Here is an 18,548-nt window from a genome sequence, read left to right as displayed (position 1 = left end):
GAATTTTGTCAAATGGAAAGAATTCTCTTGAGAAGTTAGTGAGGGCATGGGAATGATAGTAATGGAGGTGTAAACATTGAGAAAGTTTATTGTTCCTTCATTATTGCTTACCATGCTTTTTGCGGTGACGGGGTGTGGAAATGAGGCTGCAGATTATGATTTGCGCAAGGATCGCAGTGCCCCAAATGAGATGTCTAATAAGTATAAGAAACCTCTTGTTGGCCAGGATGTTCAGAATCAGAATCCCAATTTTCTTAACCTGGAAGGTACGAGCACCCGTGGTACGGGGGAGGGCAGGATACTGGGATTGATGTGAGGAAGGCGAAAAAGGTCATTCGGGATACGCATGAATTCAGAACGGATTCGGTTTGGATTAATGGTGACCGAATGTGGGTGAATGTTTATAAAAACGGCATGCTGAATGATCAGCAGCGAGAGGATGCGGAAGCGCGCCTTCATAAGAAACTAGTCCAAGCCTTGCCGCGCTACAATATTGAGGTTCGAGTACAGGAAGACCGCAGATAACATGCTCTGATTTTTAGGGCATGTTTTTTTATTAAAATTTTTCCCGTAATATTTGGTTTTGACGCATGCATTTCACCTATACTATAATTAGAATGTTATGGACTAAAATTTGAGGTGAAGTAACTGTGTTTGATCGTCTTCAATCTGTTGAAGATCGCTACGAAAGGTTGAACGAACTTTTAAGCGATCCGGAAATTATTAATGATTCAAAAAAACTGCGTGATTATTCAAAAGAACAATCTGATATACAAGAAACTGTACAAACTTATCGTCAATATAAAGAAGCGAAGGAACAGCTTCAAGATGCGAAAGCCATGCTTGAGGATAAACTAGATGCTGAAATGCGCGAAATGGTAAAAGAAGAGGTTCATGAACTTGAAGCGCAAATCGAAGAATTGGAAGAACGGCTTAAAATTCTTCTCATTCCAAAAGATCCGAACGATGATAAAAACGTGATCATGGAAGTCCGCGGTGCTGCGGGCGGGGATGAGGCAGCGTTGTTTGCAGGTACATTATATCGAATGTACAGCCGTTATGCTGAATCACAGGGCTGGAAAACAGAGGTAATTGATGCCAACGAAACCGGCCTCGGCGGCTATAAAGAAATTATCTTTATGATTACCGGGACAGGTGCCTATTCCAAACTAAAATATGAAAATGGTGCCCACCGTGTGCAGCGCGTTCCGGAAACTGAGTCAGGCGGCCGCATCCATACCTCTACTGCAACCGTTGCTACGCTGCCGGAAGCAGAAGAGTTTGATATCGAGATCAACGATAAGGATATCCGCTTTGATACTTTCGCATCAAGCGGTGCCGGTGGACAGAGCGTTAACACGACCATGTCAGCGGTTCGTTTAACCCATATTCCGACTGGTATCGTCGCAACCAGTCAGGACGAAAGATCCCAGCATAAGAACAAGGATAAAGCCATGAAGATCTTAAGGGCACGTGTATATGACAAGTTCCAGCAGGAAGCTCAGGCGGAGCTTGACCAGGCGAGGAAATCTGCGGTTGGTACCGGTGACCGTTCAGAGCGGATTCGAACTTACAACTATCCGCAAAATCGCGTGACGGACCACCGAATCGGTTTAACGATTCAAAAACTTGATCAAATCATTGAAGGCAAGCTTGAGGAAATTATTGATGCTTTGGTTTTAGATGACCAAGCAAGAAGATTGGAAAATGCCGCAAATGAGTAAAAAAATTTACGAAGCTCTTCAATGGGCTTCTTCTTTTTTAAAAAAATCTAACCGAGATGAGAACGCAGGGGAACTTCTCCTCCGCCATTTCACCGGAATGTCGCGGGCACATCTATTTGCGAATGTCAGAGAGGATTTGGACCCAACCGTTTGGGACCAATTTGAAAAAGCAGTGCATGAGCATGTGAAAGGAACTCCAATTCAATATATCATCGGCTCAGAGGAATTTTACGGCCGAACGTTTATCGTGAATGAAGCAGTGCTGATTCCGCGGCCGGAAACGGAAGAACTTGTTTATGAAACATTGAAAAGAGTAAAAAGGCTTCCGAAAGACACGAAAAAACTTGCGGATATTGGGACTGGGAGCGGCGCGATTGCGATTTCGCTAAAACTTGAGGACCCAACATTAAATGTTTCCGCCTCCGATATTGCCGAGGATTCACTGAAGGTGGCAAAAGAAAATGCCCGGCTGCTTGGGGCGGACGTCAAATTTTATCTAGGAGACCTGCTTCAGCCTTTTCAAGAAGAGCTTGATGTCGTAATTTCCAATCCGCCTTATATTCCTACTGGCGATATAATAACAATGTCTGAAGTGGTAACGGAGCATGAGCCGCACCGGGCGTTGTTTGCTGGTGAGGACGGCTTGGATTTTTACCGCCGCTTTATGGAAGAGCTGCCTCGTGTACTAGCGCCGGTCGCGCTCGTTGGCTTTGAAATTGGGGCCGGTCAGGGCGAAGCGGTAGCGGAGCTTTTTCAAAAAGCCTTTAAAGACGTAAAAGTGGAGATTGTGAATGATATAAACGGTAAGGACCGGATGGTGTTTGCGGAAATTGGCTTCGGGGTGTAGGGGCGTTTTTTCAACTTTGAGAATTGTCCAGCTCCAGCGCCTAGCCCCTCTAGGTCACAGGCCAATCCGTCCAAAAGGTTAAAGATCAACCTTTCGGCCGGCTTGTCTTGTGCTTGTCGGAGCTGAACGAGGCGCTTCCGCTTTTCTTTTAAAAATATTAAAAATTACTAGTTTAAGATTCTTAGTTTCTGTCCACAATGAGGATATCGAAGGGACGGTGCTAAGAATGCATAGTAAAACATTGATTTGGGCGTATCTTCTAATTTTATCGTTTGGGACGATATTAAGTTTATATATACCGAAAAATGAAGCGATTGCGAAGGAGTCAGTGGTGATTCCGGGGGAAGCGATCCGCTTAAGGATTCTAGCAAACAGTGATGTGCCGGCTGACCAGCAGTTGAAGCGTGAAGTAAGGGATGCGGTGAATGCGAAAATTACCGTTTGGGTGAAGGATTTAACTTCGATTAATAAAGCAAGATCGGTAATTAAGTCAAAGCTCCCGGAAATTCAGGACATTGCGGAAAAAACGGTTGCGGCTAAAGGTTCGAAGCAAGCAGTGCATGTCGAGTTCGGTAAGGTTCAGTTTCCAACGAAGTTATATGGCGAGTTTTTATATCCTGCAGGTGAGTATCAAGCGATTTTAATCACGCTTGGTGAAGGAAAAGGTGCAAACTGGTGGTGTGTGCTATATCCGCCATTATGCTTTCTTGATTTTTCAAATGGGGTTGCGGTGAGCGATGGGTTTGATGAAAAGGTAAAATCGGAGTCGGAAGTTCAGAGGGATTCGGAGAAAACTAGTGAAAAAGTGGAAGACCAAGGAGAAGAGCAAAAGGCTGTGGCGGCAGGGAGTGACGAAGAGCAAGAATCGACGGATTCTGAGCGAAGATTTGTGACCTCTACTAGTAAAGTTGAGAAAAAGCATGTAGAAACAGATAGTAAGGTTGAGCAAAATCCTGTAACACGAACTAGCGAGGTTGAGGAAAAGTCTACTACAACGACTAATAATACTGAAGAAAATCCTACTGCAGTTACTAGTGATGTTAAGGAGAAATCTGCACCGGCTACTAGTGGTGTAGAGCAAAAGGCTGAAACCACTGATAAAAATACTGTGGAAAAGTCCGTGGATGTAAGCAAATCCGAACAGACAGCTCAAGCGCCTGTTTATACCTCTAAAGACGAGGATCCTGTTCAAGTGAAATTTTTCGTAGTAGAATTGTGGAAAAAGCTTTTTGACTAAGAACCCTTTCAATGGGAAGGGTTCTTTTTTGTTTTAGTCTGTGTTAAAGGACATTGTTGATTTTTTAACCCTGTTAAGTGGAGTGGAAGGCACGGAGACTCCTCGAAAATGCTAACGCATTTTCTTCGTGCGTGGGTGGATTCAAGGAAGCAATTCAGTGTCCTGCGGGAGTACGGGGCAGGGGAAAGACCCCACAGGAGCGAAGCGGCGAGGAGGCTCCCCGGCACGCCCGTGAACCGCTTGTGCCTGGAACGGAAATCAACAGATAAGTTTAACATAGCCTTGTTTTAAAAATAATAGAGTTCATTGTTCTACTTTTCCTATTTTCTCATATTCATAGAATAGAATTTAAAAAAATGGGGTGGAACACGATGCAGGCATTGATTCGCACGGCAAATAAGCAGGATTTGGGGAAATTAAGAGAGTTCTTGATCAAGGCAAACCTTGGGACCGACGGACTAACAGACGAAACGATTGAATACTTTTTGCTGCTAGAGGATGTGGAAGGACAATTAAAGGGCACGCTTGGAATCGAGGCGTTTGAAGGCTTTGGCCTGCTTCGCTCATTGGTGGTCACCCCAGGGCAGACGGAAAAAGAAATCTTTATTCTTGTGGAACAAATGATGAAGCTTGCGAAGGAGAAGGGGATGGAAAGTTTATTTTTGGCGACGAATAAGCGGGCGGCCCTGCCATTTTTCAATTTGCTAGGGTTCCAGGAGATTGAACGTGCGGAATTACCGTCTGAAATGAACGGGTCTGAGCATATTCGACATATTTTAAATGTGGATAACTCGATTTTTCTGAAATTTTTATTGTAGATGTGGATATTTGGGCAAAGTTATCCACTATTTCCACTAAGTTATACACAATTTGTGGACAAAACTTGTATTTTTCCACACCTTCTTTTATACTTGCAAACGTATAATGTGAAAAATATGAGTCTAGGTGCCTAGATTCGGCAAATTTCGATAGAAGTTTTGTTTTTATATAAAGGTGGATAACTATGAACACAAAAGTTTGGAAAGTGGATAACTATGTGGATATCTTAGAAAATAATCCACATATTGTGGATGCAGCACATTTTTTACGAGAAAATGAGGTGGTTGCGCTCCCGACGGAAACGGTTTACGGCCTTGGCGGGAATGCGGAGAGCGACGTGGCGGTCGCGAAGATTTTTGCGGCAAAGGGCAGACCTGGGGATAACCCGTTAATTATTCATATTGCGGATTGGGAGCAGTTGTGTCGATTTGTGGCGGAAATACCGGAAACGGCAGAGCGGTTGATGGAGGCATTTTGGCCAGGTCCATTGACGATTATATTTAAAAAGAAGCAAGGCGTGCTTTCGGAAAAAGCAACTGCGGGTCTTGACTCGGTTGGAGTGAGGATGCCGGACCATCCGGTCGCCATCTCGCTGCTAAAGGCGTGCGGTCTGCCGATTGCTGCACCAAGTGCGAATAGTTCAGGAAAGCCAAGTCCGACTCATGCTGAGCATGTGATTGAGGATTTGCAAGGGAAAATTGCCGGGGTGCTGGATGCGGGTCCGACCGGTGTTGGTGTCGAGTCGACCGTTGTGGATTGTACGGAAGCGGTTCCGGTTATTTTGCGGCCAGGTGGTGTGACAAAGGAGCAGCTTGAGGAAGTGATTGGGGAGGTTCGGATGGATCCGGCGCTTGAGAGTGGTGCCGGCGAAGGTGGATTGAAGCCGAAATCGCCTGGGATGAAATACCGTCATTACGCCCCGAATGCTCCGCTTTATTTAATCGATGGGAGCCGGTCGTTTCTTCAGGAGCTTGTGGATGAAAAACGGCGTGAGGGTTTGCGTGTCGGCGTGCTGACAACGGAGGAGAATAAGAGTGAATTTTCGGCGGATGTTGTGATTGCTTGTGGACAAAGGGCTGAGCTCGAAACGGTTGCAACGGAGCTTTATGATACATTGCGGCGATTTAATTTAGAAAAGGTCGATGTAATTTTTAGTGAAATGTTCCCGAGGGGCGGAGTTGGTCTGGCAATTATGAACCGGCTGGAGAAGGCTGCGGGGAATAAGGTTATTTCGGAATAATTGTTTTTGGGGGAGCACCTGGGGGGACTGGGTGCTTTTTTTGGTTGCTGGGAAGGCTGATATATGGGTGGAAGTGGTAAATAAAGTGACGAAAGTGGCAAATAATAGAATACCAGATACAAAAGTATCGGTGCCAAGGTTCAAGGCCCTGCTTTTAAATGAAAATAACATGAATGGAAAATAACTCATAAAAGTGGCAAATAAAAAGGCCCAAGTGGACAATAAATCTAATTCCCCAATTTCTCAGGTCTGACTTCTAAACGGCAGTGGACGTGCATATGTTGAAATAGCAAGTCCAAGGGGGCGGAGAAAGAATGTCAGCAATGATTGGAGAAATCCTTACACTCGTAATAATGGCACTCGCGCTAGGTATGGATGCCTTTTCTGTTGGCCTCGGCATGGGGATGTACAACCTCAGACGACGGCAAATTTTTAAAATCGGTCTGACCATCGGACTTTTTCATGTATGGATGCCGCTCGTAGGAATCCTGGCCGGAAAATTTTTATCGGCAAAATTCGGTACCTTTGCGTCCCTAATCGGCGGTCTGCTGCTCATCATTTTAGGAGTGCAAATGATCTGGGGCAGCTTCAAAAAAGGCGATGAAAAAGTGATGACCCCAGTTGGGTTTGGTTTAATTGTTTTTGCCCTCAGTGTGAGCCTCGATAGTTTTTCCCTTGGCCTTACTCTCGGAATATATGGTGCCAAAACCATTATGGTTATTATATGCTTTGGGATTGTAGCAACCTTGCAAGCATGGGCGGGTCTCTTGCTCGGCAGAAAGGTACAAGGCTGGATAGGCCCCTATAGCGAGGCGCTTGGCGGTACGATCCTGCTAGCTTTCGGGGTAAAACTGCTTCCACTTTTTTGGTGATGATGGCAGTAATTTGTTAAAATACTAGAAAGAAAGGGGGCAAGTAACATGCGGCGCATCTTATTTGTTTGTACGGGAAATACATGTAGGAGTCCAATGGCGGAAGCAATTTTGAAAAATAAAAACCTCGAAGGCATTGAGGTTCGCTCAGCAGGGGTTTTTGCGGTGGACGGCAATGAAGCTTCGGCACACGCCAAGCAGGTGTTGGAGGAAAATCAAATTGTACATAATCATCAATCCAGTATGCTGACGGGAGAAGAAGTGGGCTGGGCGGATCTGATTTTAACGATGACCGGTTCCCATAAGGGCGCGATTTTGAATTATTATCCGGAATCGGCGGCGAAGCTTTTTACCCTTAAGGAATATACCGGAGAAACCGTCTTTCAAGATGTAAGTGATCCCTATGGCGGGAACGTCTCTATTTATCGCGAAACCTTTCAGGAGCTTGAAAAATTAATTGATATCGTTATTGAAAAAATAACGAAGCATACGTAAGGCTGGCTCTCCATCTTAATTGGAGGGCCTTTTTTGTGATGGTAAGAAACTTTATCTTTTTCTCCGGGTATGTCAAAATGTAGGCAGAGTAAATTTAAATCTGGGGGTATTTTTATGAAGGTAGCATTGGCATCAGATCATGGCGGCGTGAATATTCGCAAGGAAATCGCTCATTTACTAGATGAATTGGGCATCGAATATCAGGACTTTGGCTGTGACTGCGAAACATCCGTCGATTATCCCGACTATGCCCTGCCGGTTGCGGAAAAAGTAGCAAACGGCGAGTTTGACCGCGGCATTTTGATTTGCGGCACCGGCATTGGCATGTGCATTGCGGCAAACAAAGTAAAAGGAATTCGTGCGGCAATTGTTCATGATACATTCAGTGCAAAGGCAACACGTGCCCATAATGACAGCAATATTTTAACAATGGGAGAGCGCGTGATTGGCCCCGGTCTTGCGAGAGATATCGCGCAAATTTGGCTGACAGGCGAGTTTGAAGGTGGCCGACATGCCAATCGTGTCAACAAAATTACTGAAATTGAAAATAAGCATCTTTAATATCCCAAAATAAGGGGCGAAAATCATGATAAAGAAGTGGGAACAGGAATTAGAAGCGATACTGTCAGAGTTTAACGACCAGGCCGACTTAAAACCGGGTCAGCTCTTGGTGGTCGGCTGCAGTACAAGCGAGGTCATGGGCGAAAAAATCGGCACATCCGGTACGTTAGAGGTCGCGGAAATGATTTTTCGCCAGTTAAAACAATTTCAGGAGAAGACTGGAATTCGTTTGGCCTTCCAATGCTGCGAGCATTTAAACCGTGCATTGGTGATCGAAAGGGCAACAGCGAACGAACGGAAATTGGACGAGGTTTCGGTTGTGCCCGTACGAAAAGCAGGCGGGGCAATGGCAACGTACGCATTTGAAAAAATGACGGATGCAGTCGTCGTGGAATTTATCAAGGCGGATGCGGGAATTGATATCGGCCAAACCTTTATCGGCATGCATTTAAAACATGTCGCTGTACCCGTTCGCGTGAAGCAAAAAATGGTGGGACATGCCCACGTAACGCTTGCACGGACACGGCCAAAACTCATTGGTGGGGAAAGAGCCGTATACGAGCGTAAAAGTGAGAATTTGAGCTGTAGCTAATAAGCATTTTTTCATGAAAGCAATTCCAAAAATTCAAATATTCTTTCTTTTTCGATAACCAAAAAACTATGTTAAAATGAGGTTGATTTTAACTGAATAGCGGATTTTAACCAATAAAGGGGGATCTTTATGAAGCACTTATCACAGCAGGACGAGCAGGTATTTCAGGCAATTCAACAGGAATTAGGACGTCAGCGCGCGAAGATTGAATTAATTGCATCAGAAAACTTTGTAAGCGAAGCGGTTATGGAAGCACAGGGGTCTGTTTTAACTAATAAATATGCCGAAGGATATCCGGCAAAACGCTATTATGGCGGCTGCGAATATGTTGATATCGTAGAAGATTTAGCGCGTGACCGTGCGAAAGCAATCTTCGGTGCAGAGCATGCGAACGTACAGCCACACTCCGGTGCACAAGCAAACATGGCTGTTTACTTCACAATTCTTGAGCAAGGCGATACCGTTCTAGGGATGAACCTTTCACACGGCGGTCACTTAACACACGGAAGTCCGGTAAACTTCAGTGGTGTTCAATATAATTTCGTTGAGTACGGTGTAGATGAAGAAACACACCGCATCAATTATGAGGATGTTTTAGAAAAAGCTCGCCAGCATAAGCCGAAATTGATTGTTGCGGGTGCCAGCGCATATCCTCGCGAAATTGACTTTAAAAAATTCCGTGAAATCGCTGATGAAGTGGGCGCCTATTTAATGGTGGATATGGCTCATATTGCAGGTCTTGTTGCGGCAGGTCTTCACCCAAATCCTGTTCCATATGCAGATTTTGTTACGACTACTACGCATAAAACCTTAAGAGGCCCACGCGGCGGGATGATTCTTTGCCGTGAAGAGTTTGCGAAAAAGATTGATAAGTCCATTTTCCCTGGAATCCAGGGCGGTCCATTAATGCATGTGATTGCTGCAAAAGCGGTTGCTTTTGGCGAAGCATTGCAGGACAGCTTTAAAGAGTATGCAGGAAACATTATTGCGAACGCAAAACGTCTTGCTGAAGGTCTGCAAAAAGAAGGCTTAAAGCTTGTTTCCGGCGGAACGGACAACCACTTATTATTAGTGGATGTAACGACTCTTGGCTTAACTGGTAAAGTGGCTGAGCATGTCCTTGATGAAGTAGGAATTACCGTTAACAAAAATACCATTCCTTACGATCAAAACAGCCCATTTGTAACAAGCGGTGTCCGTATTGGTACTGCAGCTGTTACAAGCCGCGGTTTCGGTTTAGAGGATATGGATGAAATTGCATCGATTATTGCGTTTACTTTGAAAAACCATGAAGACAAAGCGAAGCTTGAAGAAGCTAGCAAGCGCGTTGAAGCGTTAACGAGCAAATTTGTTTTATATCCTGAATATTAAGATTTTTGGGAATCGGCCTTTTTATAAAAAAGGTCGATTTTTATTTGCTCTATTGGGGGTTTTTCTGTAAAATTAGACGAAGTGTTTGATGTTAAATTTTTTATAAAAGGGGCGATTTTTGTGGCAAAGGTTTACGTCTTCGACCACCCACTCATTCAGCATAAGCTTACATACATACGTGATAAAAACACAGGAACGAAAGAGTTCAGGGAATTGGTAGACGAAGTGGCAACACTTATGGCTTTTGAGATCACGAGGGATATGCCGCTTGAAGATATTACGATTGAAACACCGGTTTGTCCGGCCCAATCAAAGGTTCTTTCCGGGAAGAAAATCGGTCTTGTTCCGATTCTGCGCGCAGGGATTGGAATGGTTGATGGGATTTTGAAATTAATTCCGGCAGCGAAGGTAGGCCATATCGGTCTTTACCGTGATCCGGAAACACTTAAGCCAGTTGAATACTATGCAAAACTTCCAAGTGATGTGGAAGAACGTGATTTCATCGTCGTTGATCCAATGCTGGCAACTGGCGGTTCAGCCAATGAAGCAATCAACTCGTTGAAGAAGCGCGGCGCGAAACATATCAAGTTTATGTGCTTGATTGCTGCACCAGAGGGAGTCGAAGCGGTGAAAACGGCTCACCCGGATGTTGATATCTATATTGCAGCGTTAGATGAAAAGCTAAATGACCACGGCTATATCGTACCAGGACTAGGCGATGCTGGAGATCGGTTGTTTGGAACGAAATAATTTTTTGAGAGATCTTTTTTTGAAAAAGGTCTCTTTTTTTATTGGGGAAATGGGTAGCGGAAGGTATTTTGGTAAAAGTGGAGGGTAAACTCCACCACAGATATCCCCTCCCCAAAAAATCCTCCTGCATATTTCCTTCACCCAAAGAAAACCCTATGAAAAAAGGGGAAATCAGCAAAATGAAGAAACTTATTCTAGCCATTATTCTAATTACATCCATCACCATACCCGCACCAATCCAATCCCAAACAAGGAAACTGATCACACCGCCGATCCCAAATCAGCAAACCGTCGCCATCGTCGTTACAAAACAACCACAAACTAAAGAACAAATCAAACAGTTCCTCACATCATACAAGGACATCAAACTGCGCCGTATTTTTACGGAAGCCATCACAGGATTTTCCATTGAGGGCAACCGCGCGGCCATCACAAAACTAGCAGAAAACGTTAAAATTCTAAACGTGTCTCCCGTAACCAGTTACCAGGCCCAGACTGAGGAGAGCGTCAAAATCATTGGAGGGGAAGAGGTACGCGGATTATTTTCACCGAAAAATCAACGCCTCACTGGCAAAGGAATCACTGTCGCGGTCATCGATACCGGTGTGGATTACACCCATCCCGACCTTCGGCGCAACTATGGCGGTGGACACGACCTTGTTGATAACGACAAGGATCCTATGGAAACCCGTGCTATTGGCAAAGCGACCATTCACGGTACACATGTTGCGGGAATCATCGCCGCTAATGGTAAAATCCGCGGTGTTGCCCCAGAGGCGAAGATTATTGCTTATCGGGCACTCGGACCAGGAGGGGGCGGAACGACGGAGCAAGTTATTGCTGCGATCGATCAAGCCATTAAGGATAAGGTCGATATCATGAATCTTTCCCTTGGAAATGATGTCAACGGTCCGGATCTGCCGATTAGCCTCGCGCTCAACCGCGCCGTCGACAAAGGAATTGTCGCGGTGGCGGCAAATGGCAATGCCGGCCCGAATATTTGGACAGTCGGTTCACCCGGAACGGCATCAAAAGCAATCTCCGTCGGGGCCTCGACACCCACCATGAAAATACCGTCCTTATTAATAGAAGGAACGCGGAAAAAAATCCGAATTCAGCCAATGGAAGGTTCGGAAAAATGGGAGTTGGACCGCTCGTATACAATCGTCGATGGTGGAATTGGCAAGAAGGAAGACTTGAAAAATGTTGCGGGCAAAATCGTTCTCATTAAGCGCGGCCGCTTAACCTTTACTGAAAAGGCTAAAAACGCCCAAAAGGCGGGGGCCAAGGCTGTACTCATCTACAATAATATGAGCGGAAATTTTATCGGAAATTTAGAAACGTTGCTACCGCTTCCCGTCGGGTCCATTTCAAAGCATGACGGGGAGCAGTTATTAAAAGAAACGTCTATCACAATGCGGATTATCCAAAAAGAAGAAAAGGACCGGATGGCAGAGTTTAGTTCTCGAGGTCCAGTAACCGGAACATGGGAGGTAAAACCAGATATCGTGGCTCCCGGGGTTGCGATTAACTCAACCGTACCGGGCGGCTATCTTTCGTTACAGGGCACAAGTATGGCAGCACCGCATGTCGCCGGTGCCTGTGCCTTAATCAAACAGGCCCACCCAGACTGGACGCCACAGCAAATAAAAGCTTCCTTGATGAATACAGCCAAGACACTGTTTAAAAATGCAAATACTCCGTATCGGACTTACGAGCAGGGAGCAGGGAGGATTCAAGTGCCCGAGGCGGTAAAAACGGAATCGCTTGTGACACCGAGCTCGATTCACTTTGGTAAATTTACAGAACAGCGGGATGTTCATAAAACCCTTTTACACGTTGAAAATACAAGCAATGCAACAAAGAGATATTCCTTTGATGTTCCAGAGCGAACAGAGGGACTATCGTGGAAAATTCCGCTTTCGTTTACCTTGGCACCTAAGGAAACCAAGGATGTTGCAATTGAACTGAGGGTCGACCCGCAAAGCATTAAAAATAAAATTCATGATGGTTACATCAAGCTTAAGGCGGGATCCACCCTCATCCATATTCCATATATCTATGTACTCGAAGAACCAAATTACCCGAGGGTAATGGGATTTTCCTTTGGGGAAGGTGATGCTCCGGGGCAGTACTTATATGAGGTTTACCTTCCGGGGGGAGCCGAGGAGTTCGGCATTGCCTTGTTCGATCCCGGTGATTATCGCTTTGTCGGTTTTTTAGATTCCATTGAAAATGTCAAAAAAGGATTGATTCAAAAGAAAATTGAAAATGAGAATCTTCCGGAGGACGGGGTATACCTTGCCAAAGTTTTTGCGAAAAAGGCCGGTAAAGAGGATTTCATTGAAACGATGTTAAAAATCGAAAAACGGCAGCAGTAAATTTTTAAAAAGAAAGTGAAACCTTTTTAAAACTTGGCCGTATTAACTAACTGTGTGTCCTCCTAGGTAAGTTTTTTCAAAAAAATTTCTAAGGGGAAGAGTATAGGTATATATTAAATTTTCTGATAATTTTTAGTATCCTAATATATCGTGAAAAGCTGAAAATTGCAAGTGAATATTTCGTGGAAACTCATTGACTTTACATATTGCCTATTGTATGCTTACAAAGGGTGTAAATGATAAGGTTTTCACATTCAAGAAAGTGTTAATTTCCTTGGTGATTTGCCATAAAGCCCGGTTCACATTCTCTTATGGTGAGGATGCGATAATGATGCGTAAAAACAACCGCAATCCATTTCAAGCTATGGCTTTAATGTCCGCAATTGTCTCCCAGTTAGTAGGTTCCATTCTCATTGGTATTTTTGCAGGAAGATGGTTGGACCATCAGTGGGGTACCGAGCCAATTTTCTTAATTATCGGATTGTTAATCGGATTAGCAGCGGGAACCTATGCCATGCTTGTTTCGATTCGCCATTTTTTCTCGGGAGATAAATGATTATGCCGGATTTTAGAGAGATATTTACTAGGCAGCGAAAATGGAATTTGTACTTGTTATCTATATTCGTGCTTGGATGGGGGTTTACCTCCTACAAAACTGTATTTTTAGGATTAATTCTTGGGACATGCTTTAGTTTTCTGAACATCTGGATGTTAACCAAGAAAACAGAGAAGTTCGACAAGGCCTTTGATAAAGGTAAAAAAATGAAATCGCTCGGCTCGCTGCAAAGAATGGCGACAGCCGCGATCGCAGTGATTATTGCCATGAGATGGCCCAATTACTTTCATGTAGTCAGTGTGGTTATGGGACTAATGACATCCTATATTGTCATTATGATAGATTATTTTTATCATGCATTGCATTTTCATAAATGATAAGGGAAGTGAGGTGAACATAGATGCATCATGAAGCTCCTTTAGTAACATTTGGGGGACTAACCTTTAACTTGGCGAATGATCTAATGATTCTTGTAGCAAGTCTCATTGTTTTTATCATTGCTGTTCTATCTACCCGGAAGCTTGCGATGAAGCCGACAGGCATGCAAAACTTCTTTGAATGGGTGATGGACTTCGTCAAAGGAATCATCAACAGTACGATGGATTGGAAGGAAGGCGGAAGATTCCACATCCTTGGACTTACCTTAATTTTGTATATCTTTGTATCTAATATGCTAGGTCTTCCATTTTCTATCTCCGTTGATGGTAAGCTTTGGTGGAAATCACCAACAGCCGATCCTGCTGTCACATTATCGCTGGCCGTAATGGTCGTTGCGCTTTCCCATTATTATGGTGTAAAGCTAAAAGGTGCAGCTGGATATGGAAAGGGATTCTTCAGCCCAATGGGATTCTTGTTCCCGTTGAAAATTATTGAAGAATTCGCGAACACATTAACGCTTGGTCTGCGTCTTTATGGGAACATTTACGCAGGTGAATTGCTTCTATCGCTTTTAGCGGGAGGCTTAGCTTGGACCGGAGTAGCTGGTATGATAGCAGCCGTACCATTAACCCTTGTTTGGCAAGGTTTCTCCGTATTCGTCGGAACGATCCAGGCATACATTTTTACCATGTTAACAATGGTTTACTTGTCTCACAAAGTGAGTCACGACCATTAATATATTTTTAAACACTAAATTATTCATACATTTTTAAGGAGGAACATTATAATGAATCTTATAGCAGCAGCAATTGCAATTGGTTTGGCAGCAGTAGGCGCAGGTATTGGTAACGGTTTAATCGTTGGACGTACAGTTGAAGGTATCGCTCGTCAACCAGAAGCTCGTGGTTTATTACAAACAACAATGTTTATCGGGGTTGCGTTAGTTGAAGCATTACCGATCATCGGCGTTGTTATCGCGTTCATGGTTTTAGGACGTTAATTAGTAGAGAGAAAAATCCCAAGTGGCGGAGAGGAAGAAGAGACACCTTCGCCATTTATGTTTGTGCAATAGAGAACATACTTTTTCGAGTAGCGAACGACTCTTGAAGGGAGTGAACCCGTGGTGTTATCAGGCAATCTATTTGTCCTAGGTGCTGCAGAAAGCGCAGGCCATTTCAATGGTGGAGATAGTATTTTCCAACTAGTAGTTTTCTTAATTTTGTTAGCATTGCTTAAAAAATTCGCGTGGGGTCCATTAATGGGCATCATGAAGCAGCGTGAAGACCATATTGCAGGTGAAATTAATGCGGCTGAAGGAAGCCGTGTTGAAGCGCAAAAGCTTTTAGAAGAGCAAAGAAGCCTTTTAAAAGAAGCACGTACAGAAGCACAAAGCTTAATCGAAAATGCAAAAAAACAAGGCGATGTTCAGCGTGAGGAAATCATTGCGATTGCCCGCACAGAAGCAGAACGCGTGAAAGAAGCTGCAAAGCTTGAGATTGATCAGCAAAAGGAAAAAGCAATGGCCGCAATTCGCGAACAAGTTGCTTCCTTGTCTGTATTAATCGCCTCTAAGGTTATTGAGAAAGAGTTGAATACCCAAGATCAGGATCAACTCATCAACGAATATATTAAAGAGGCAGGAGAACGCCGATGAGTAACTCCATCGTAGCAAAGCGCTATGCGTCGGCACTTTTTCAAATTGCTAAAGAACAACAGGTTCTAAGTCAAGTAGAAGAAGATCTTCGTGTAGTAAAAGAAGTAATCCAAACGAATAAGGATTTAAAGGCTGTTCTCAGCTCTTTAAAACTTTCAAAGGAAAACAAAAAAGCCATTTTAAAACAGGCTTTTGCAAACATTAATGGATTTGTTGTTAATACATTAATGATTCTAATGGACCGCCACCGTGAAGGTGAAATTGTTGAAGTGGTCGACCAGTTTATTGAGCTTGCATATGAAGCATCCGGTGTTGCTGAAGCTGAAGTCTCCAGCGTGCGCCCGCTTTCAGATGCTGAGCGTGAGGCGATCTCTGCTACTTTTGCAGCAAAAGTTGGCAAGCAGTCTCTCAGAATTGAAAATATCGTGGATTCCGAATTACTTGGCGGCGTGAAGGTCCGCATCGGAAATCGTATATATGACGGCAGCTTGCGCGGCAAGCTCGATCGTTTGCAACGTAAATTGTTAAGCTAAGATTTGTAGATAGGGGTGAAACTCATGAGCATCAAAGCTGAAGAAATCAGTGCCCTGATAAAAAAGCAAATTGAAAACTATCAGGCGGAAATTCAAGTAACAGATGTTGGTACGGTTATCACCGTTGGTGACGGTATCGCTCGTGTTCACGGTCTTGACAACGTTATGGCTGGAGAACTAGTTGAATTTTCAAACGGCGTTATGGGTATGGCACAAAACCTTGAAGAAAATAACGTCGGTATTATCATCCTTGGACCTTTCACTGATATCCGTGAAGGTGACGAAGTACGCCGTACAGGCCGCATCATGGAGGTTCCGGTTGGTGAAGAGTTAATCGGACGTGTAGTAAACTCATTAGGACAACCAATTGATGGTATGGGTCCAATCAATACAACAAAAACTCGCCCTATTGAGCAAGTAGCAACGGGCGTTATGGCGCGTAAATCCGTTCATGAGCCATTACAAACAGGTATTAAAGCGATTGACGCACTTGTGCCGATCGGCCGTGGTCAGCGTGAGTTAATCATTGGTGACCGTCAAACAGGTAAAACTTCCGTTGCCATCGATACAATCTTGAACCAAAAAGGCCAAAACATGATCTGTATCTATGTTGCCATTGGGCAAAAGGAATCAACAGTACGCGGTGCGGTTGAAACCCTTCGTAAAAATGGCGCATTAGATTACACAATCGTTGTGTCTGCATCTGCATCACAACCAGCTCCAATGCTGTTCTTGGCACCATATGCGGGCGTATCAATGGGTGAAGAATTTATGTTCAACGGTAAGCACGTATTAATCGTATATGATGACTTAACAAAACAAGCATCTGCATACCGTGAGCTTTCCTTGTTACTTCGCCGTCCTCCAGGTCGTGAAGCATATCCAGGGGATGTATTCTACTTGCACAGCCGTTTATTAGAACGTGCAGCGAAATTGAACGACAGCCTTGGCGCGGGTTCAATCACTGCACTGCCATTTATCGAAACACAAGCAGGTGACGTTTCTGCCTATATTCCAACAAACGTTATCTCCATCACAGATGGACAAATTTTCTTACAATCAGACCTTTTCTTCTCCGGTGTTCGCCCAGCGATCAACGCAGGTCTTTCCGTATCTCGTGTAGGTGGATCGGCACAGATCAAAGCGATGAAGAAGGTTGCAGGTACACTGCGTCTTGACCTTGCTTCATACCGTGAGCTAGAAGCATTTGCTCAATTTGGTTCTGACCTTGATAAAGCAACCCAAGCGAAGCTGAATCGTGGTGCACGTACCGTTGAGGTGCTAAAACAAGACTTGAACAAGCCGTTATCTGTTGAAAAACAAGTAGCGATCCTATATGCATTAACACGCGGCTTCTTAGATGATATCCCATTACAAGATATCCGTCGCTTCGAAGCTGAATTCCTAACATGGTTAGACCACAATCGCAAAGAGTTGTTAGACCATATTACCAAAACGAAGGATCTTCCTTCTGATGACGATTGGGCATCTGCGATCAACGCCTTCAAAAAGACGTTTGCAGTTTCCGAGTAATTCATGGCTAACATTGAACACTTTTAGTGAGGGTGGTGAGAACTTAAAATGGCATCATTACGCGATATAAAAACTCGTATTAATTCAACGAAAAAGACGAGTCAAATTACCAAAGCAATGGAAATGACCTCTGCTGCAAAATGGAACCGCGGGGTGATGAATGCGAAATCATTCGTCCCTTACATGGAAAAAATCCAAGAGGTAACCGCAGCGATTGCGCTTGGCAGTAAGGGTGTAAATCACCCAATGCTACAGGCACGTCCTGTTAAGAAGACAGGCTATATCGTTATGTCATCTGACCGTGGTCTTGCGGGTGCGTTTAACAGTAACGTCTTAAGACGTGTAAACCAAACCATTCAACAAAATCATAAGTCTAATGACGAATTTGCGATTATTGCCATCGGTCGTGTTGCCCGGGACTTCTTCGTGAAGCGCGGCATCAAAGTAGCACTTGAAATCATTGGTATTTCAGACCAACCTTCATTTGCTGACATTAAAGATATTGCATCGAGCACAGTTGGCATGTTTGCTGATGGTACATTTGATGAAATTTATCTATATTACAATCATTATATAAGCGCAATTTCGCAAGAAGTAACCGAAAAGAAGCTGTTGCCGCTTTCGGAAATTAAACCGACTGGCAAGCTGATTTCGTATGAATTCGAGCCGTCTGCCGAAGAAATTCTCGAAGTTCTCCTGCCGCAATATGCCGAGAGCCTAATCTATGGCGCGCTGTTAGACAGCAAAGCCAGTGAGCATGCTGCCCGGATGACGGCAATGAAGAATGCAACCGATAATGCAAAAGAATTAATTCGTAACTATACACTTATGTATAACCGTGCCCGCCAGGCAGCGATTACGCAAGAAATTACCGAAATCGTCGGCGGTGCGGCGGCACTTGAATAGACCGTTTTTTGAAAAATGAACCTTATTTCGTGTCTGTGACTTGTAACAGTTGATGGATCGTGATTCATTGCTGTGAACAAGTTTCAGGCCGAAATCAGA

23 protein-coding genes are annotated in these 18,548 nt (G+C 44.2%); all 23 read left to right on the top strand.

Features of this window, described 5'->3' with window-relative positions:
• Positions 1–76 precede the first annotated feature (76 nt).
• The 23 genes from RCG21_RS01745 (at position 77) to atpG (ending at position 18,449) form a co-directional block, all read left to right on the top strand.
• On the top strand, positions 77–316 hold the full coding sequence (locus RCG21_RS01745) for an EexN family lipoprotein (RefSeq protein WP_308912835.1): 240 nt from the start codon (positions 77–79) through the stop codon (positions 314–316).
• Positions 313–525 (top strand): hypothetical protein, encoded by a 213-nt coding sequence (locus tag RCG21_RS01740; protein WP_308912834.1) that lies wholly within the window; start codon positions 313–315, stop codon positions 523–525. Before RCG21_RS01745 ends, RCG21_RS01740 begins: the two co-directional genes overlap by 4 nt.
• 125 nt (positions 526–650) lie before the next feature.
• The gene (gene prfA, locus RCG21_RS01735; RefSeq protein ID WP_133332915.1) at positions 651–1,724 is read left to right on the top strand and encodes a peptide chain release factor 1; all 1,074 of its coding nucleotides are present in this window, start codon (positions 651–653) and stop codon (positions 1,722–1,724) included.
• Positions 1,717–2,571 (top strand): peptide chain release factor N(5)-glutamine methyltransferase, encoded by an 855-nt coding sequence (prmC, locus tag RCG21_RS01730; protein ID WP_308912833.1) that lies wholly within the window; start codon positions 1,717–1,719, stop codon positions 2,569–2,571. The genes prfA and prmC overlap by 8 nt, the downstream gene beginning before the upstream one ends.
• Before the next feature lie 226 nt (positions 2,572–2,797).
• The gene (spoIIR, locus tag RCG21_RS01725; RefSeq protein WP_133332917.1) at positions 2,798–3,808 is read left to right on the top strand and encodes a stage II sporulation protein R; all 1,011 of its coding nucleotides are present in this window, start codon (positions 2,798–2,800) and stop codon (positions 3,806–3,808) included.
• A 371-nt stretch (positions 3,809–4,179) separates the two neighbouring features.
• A complete protein-coding gene (locus RCG21_RS01720; RefSeq protein ID WP_308912832.1) occupies positions 4,180–4,626 on the top strand; it encodes a GNAT family N-acetyltransferase in 447 nt (148 codons plus the stop codon).
• Positions 4,627–4,811: 185 nt separating this feature from the next.
• Positions 4,812–5,867: an L-threonylcarbamoyladenylate synthase gene (locus RCG21_RS01715; protein WP_308912831.1), complete on the top strand. Its 1,056-nt coding sequence runs from the start codon at positions 4,812–4,814 to the stop codon at positions 5,865–5,867.
• Between the two features lie 31 nt (positions 5,868–5,898).
• On the top strand, positions 5,899–6,051 hold the full coding sequence (locus RCG21_RS01710; protein ID WP_308912830.1) for a hypothetical protein: 153 nt from the start codon (positions 5,899–5,901) through the stop codon (positions 6,049–6,051).
• 130 nt (positions 6,052–6,181) lie between these two features.
• Positions 6,182–6,739 (top strand): manganese efflux pump MntP, encoded by a 558-nt coding sequence (locus tag RCG21_RS01705; RefSeq protein WP_133332920.1) that lies wholly within the window; start codon positions 6,182–6,184, stop codon positions 6,737–6,739.
• A gap of 48 nt (positions 6,740–6,787) precedes the next feature.
• Positions 6,788–7,234, top strand: coding sequence for a low molecular weight protein arginine phosphatase (locus tag RCG21_RS01700; RefSeq protein ID WP_133332921.1), 447 nt, complete (start codon positions 6,788–6,790; stop codon positions 7,232–7,234).
• A 114-nt stretch (positions 7,235–7,348) separates the two neighbouring features.
• Positions 7,349–7,795 carry a ribose 5-phosphate isomerase B gene (rpiB, locus tag RCG21_RS01695; protein WP_026572672.1) on the top strand — a complete coding sequence of 149 codons (447 nt, stop codon included), beginning with the start codon at positions 7,349–7,351 and terminating at the stop codon, positions 7,793–7,795.
• 25 nt (positions 7,796–7,820) lie between these two features.
• The gene (locus RCG21_RS01690; protein ID WP_133332922.1) at positions 7,821–8,387 is read left to right on the top strand and encodes a TIGR01440 family protein; all 567 of its coding nucleotides are present in this window, start codon (positions 7,821–7,823) and stop codon (positions 8,385–8,387) included.
• A 129-nt stretch (positions 8,388–8,516) separates the two neighbouring features.
• Positions 8,517–9,758 (top strand): serine hydroxymethyltransferase, encoded by a 1,242-nt coding sequence (gene glyA, locus RCG21_RS01685; protein ID WP_308912829.1) that lies wholly within the window; start codon positions 8,517–8,519, stop codon positions 9,756–9,758.
• Between the two features lie 120 nt (positions 9,759–9,878).
• Positions 9,879–10,508 carry a uracil phosphoribosyltransferase gene (gene upp / locus RCG21_RS01680; protein ID WP_026572675.1) on the top strand — a complete coding sequence of 210 codons (630 nt, stop codon included), beginning with the start codon at positions 9,879–9,881 and terminating at the stop codon, positions 10,506–10,508.
• Positions 10,509–10,687: 179 nt separating this feature from the next.
• Positions 10,688–12,889: a S8 family serine peptidase gene (locus RCG21_RS01675; RefSeq protein WP_308912828.1), complete on the top strand. Its 2,202-nt coding sequence runs from the start codon at positions 10,688–10,690 to the stop codon at positions 12,887–12,889.
• A gap of 331 nt (positions 12,890–13,220) precedes the next feature.
• Complete coding sequence (locus RCG21_RS01670) at positions 13,221–13,445, top strand: AtpZ/AtpI family protein (protein WP_133333221.1); 225 nt, start codon at positions 13,221–13,223, stop codon at positions 13,443–13,445.
• A 2-nt stretch (positions 13,446–13,447) separates the two neighbouring features.
• A complete protein-coding gene (locus RCG21_RS01665) occupies positions 13,448–13,822 on the top strand; it encodes an ATP synthase subunit I (protein WP_026572678.1) in 375 nt (124 codons plus the stop codon).
• 23 nt (positions 13,823–13,845) lie between these two features.
• Entirely contained in the window at positions 13,846–14,559 is a 714-nt protein-coding gene (atpB, locus tag RCG21_RS01660) for a F0F1 ATP synthase subunit A (RefSeq protein WP_133332925.1), read from the top strand.
• Between the two features lie 51 nt (positions 14,560–14,610).
• Positions 14,611–14,823 carry a F0F1 ATP synthase subunit C gene (atpE, locus tag RCG21_RS01655; RefSeq protein ID WP_026572680.1) on the top strand — a complete coding sequence of 71 codons (213 nt, stop codon included), beginning with the start codon at positions 14,611–14,613 and terminating at the stop codon, positions 14,821–14,823.
• Positions 14,824–14,946: 123 nt separating this feature from the next.
• Positions 14,947–15,477, top strand: a complete 531-nt coding sequence (locus tag RCG21_RS01650; RefSeq protein ID WP_133332926.1) for a F0F1 ATP synthase subunit B — start codon at positions 14,947–14,949, stop codon at positions 15,475–15,477.
• Positions 15,474–16,010, top strand: coding sequence for a F0F1 ATP synthase subunit delta (locus RCG21_RS01645; RefSeq protein WP_133332927.1), 537 nt, complete (start codon positions 15,474–15,476; stop codon positions 16,008–16,010). Before RCG21_RS01650 ends, RCG21_RS01645 begins: the two co-directional genes overlap by 4 nt.
• Before the next feature lie 24 nt (positions 16,011–16,034).
• A complete protein-coding gene (atpA, locus tag RCG21_RS01640; protein ID WP_133332928.1) occupies positions 16,035–17,543 on the top strand; it encodes a F0F1 ATP synthase subunit alpha in 1,509 nt (502 codons plus the stop codon).
• A gap of 48 nt (positions 17,544–17,591) precedes the next feature.
• On the top strand, positions 17,592–18,449 hold the full coding sequence (atpG, locus tag RCG21_RS01635; protein ID WP_133332929.1) for an ATP synthase F1 subunit gamma: 858 nt from the start codon (positions 17,592–17,594) through the stop codon (positions 18,447–18,449).
• Positions 18,450–18,548: the final 99 nt, after the last annotated feature.

It is taken from the genome of Bacillus salipaludis, assembly GCF_030938565.1.
Lineage (GTDB): Bacteria > Bacillota > Bacilli > Bacillales > Cytobacillaceae > Neobacillus > Neobacillus salipaludis_A.
Note: the sequence above shows the minus strand (reverse complement) of the source record. Positions and strands in the feature narration are given on the sequence as shown.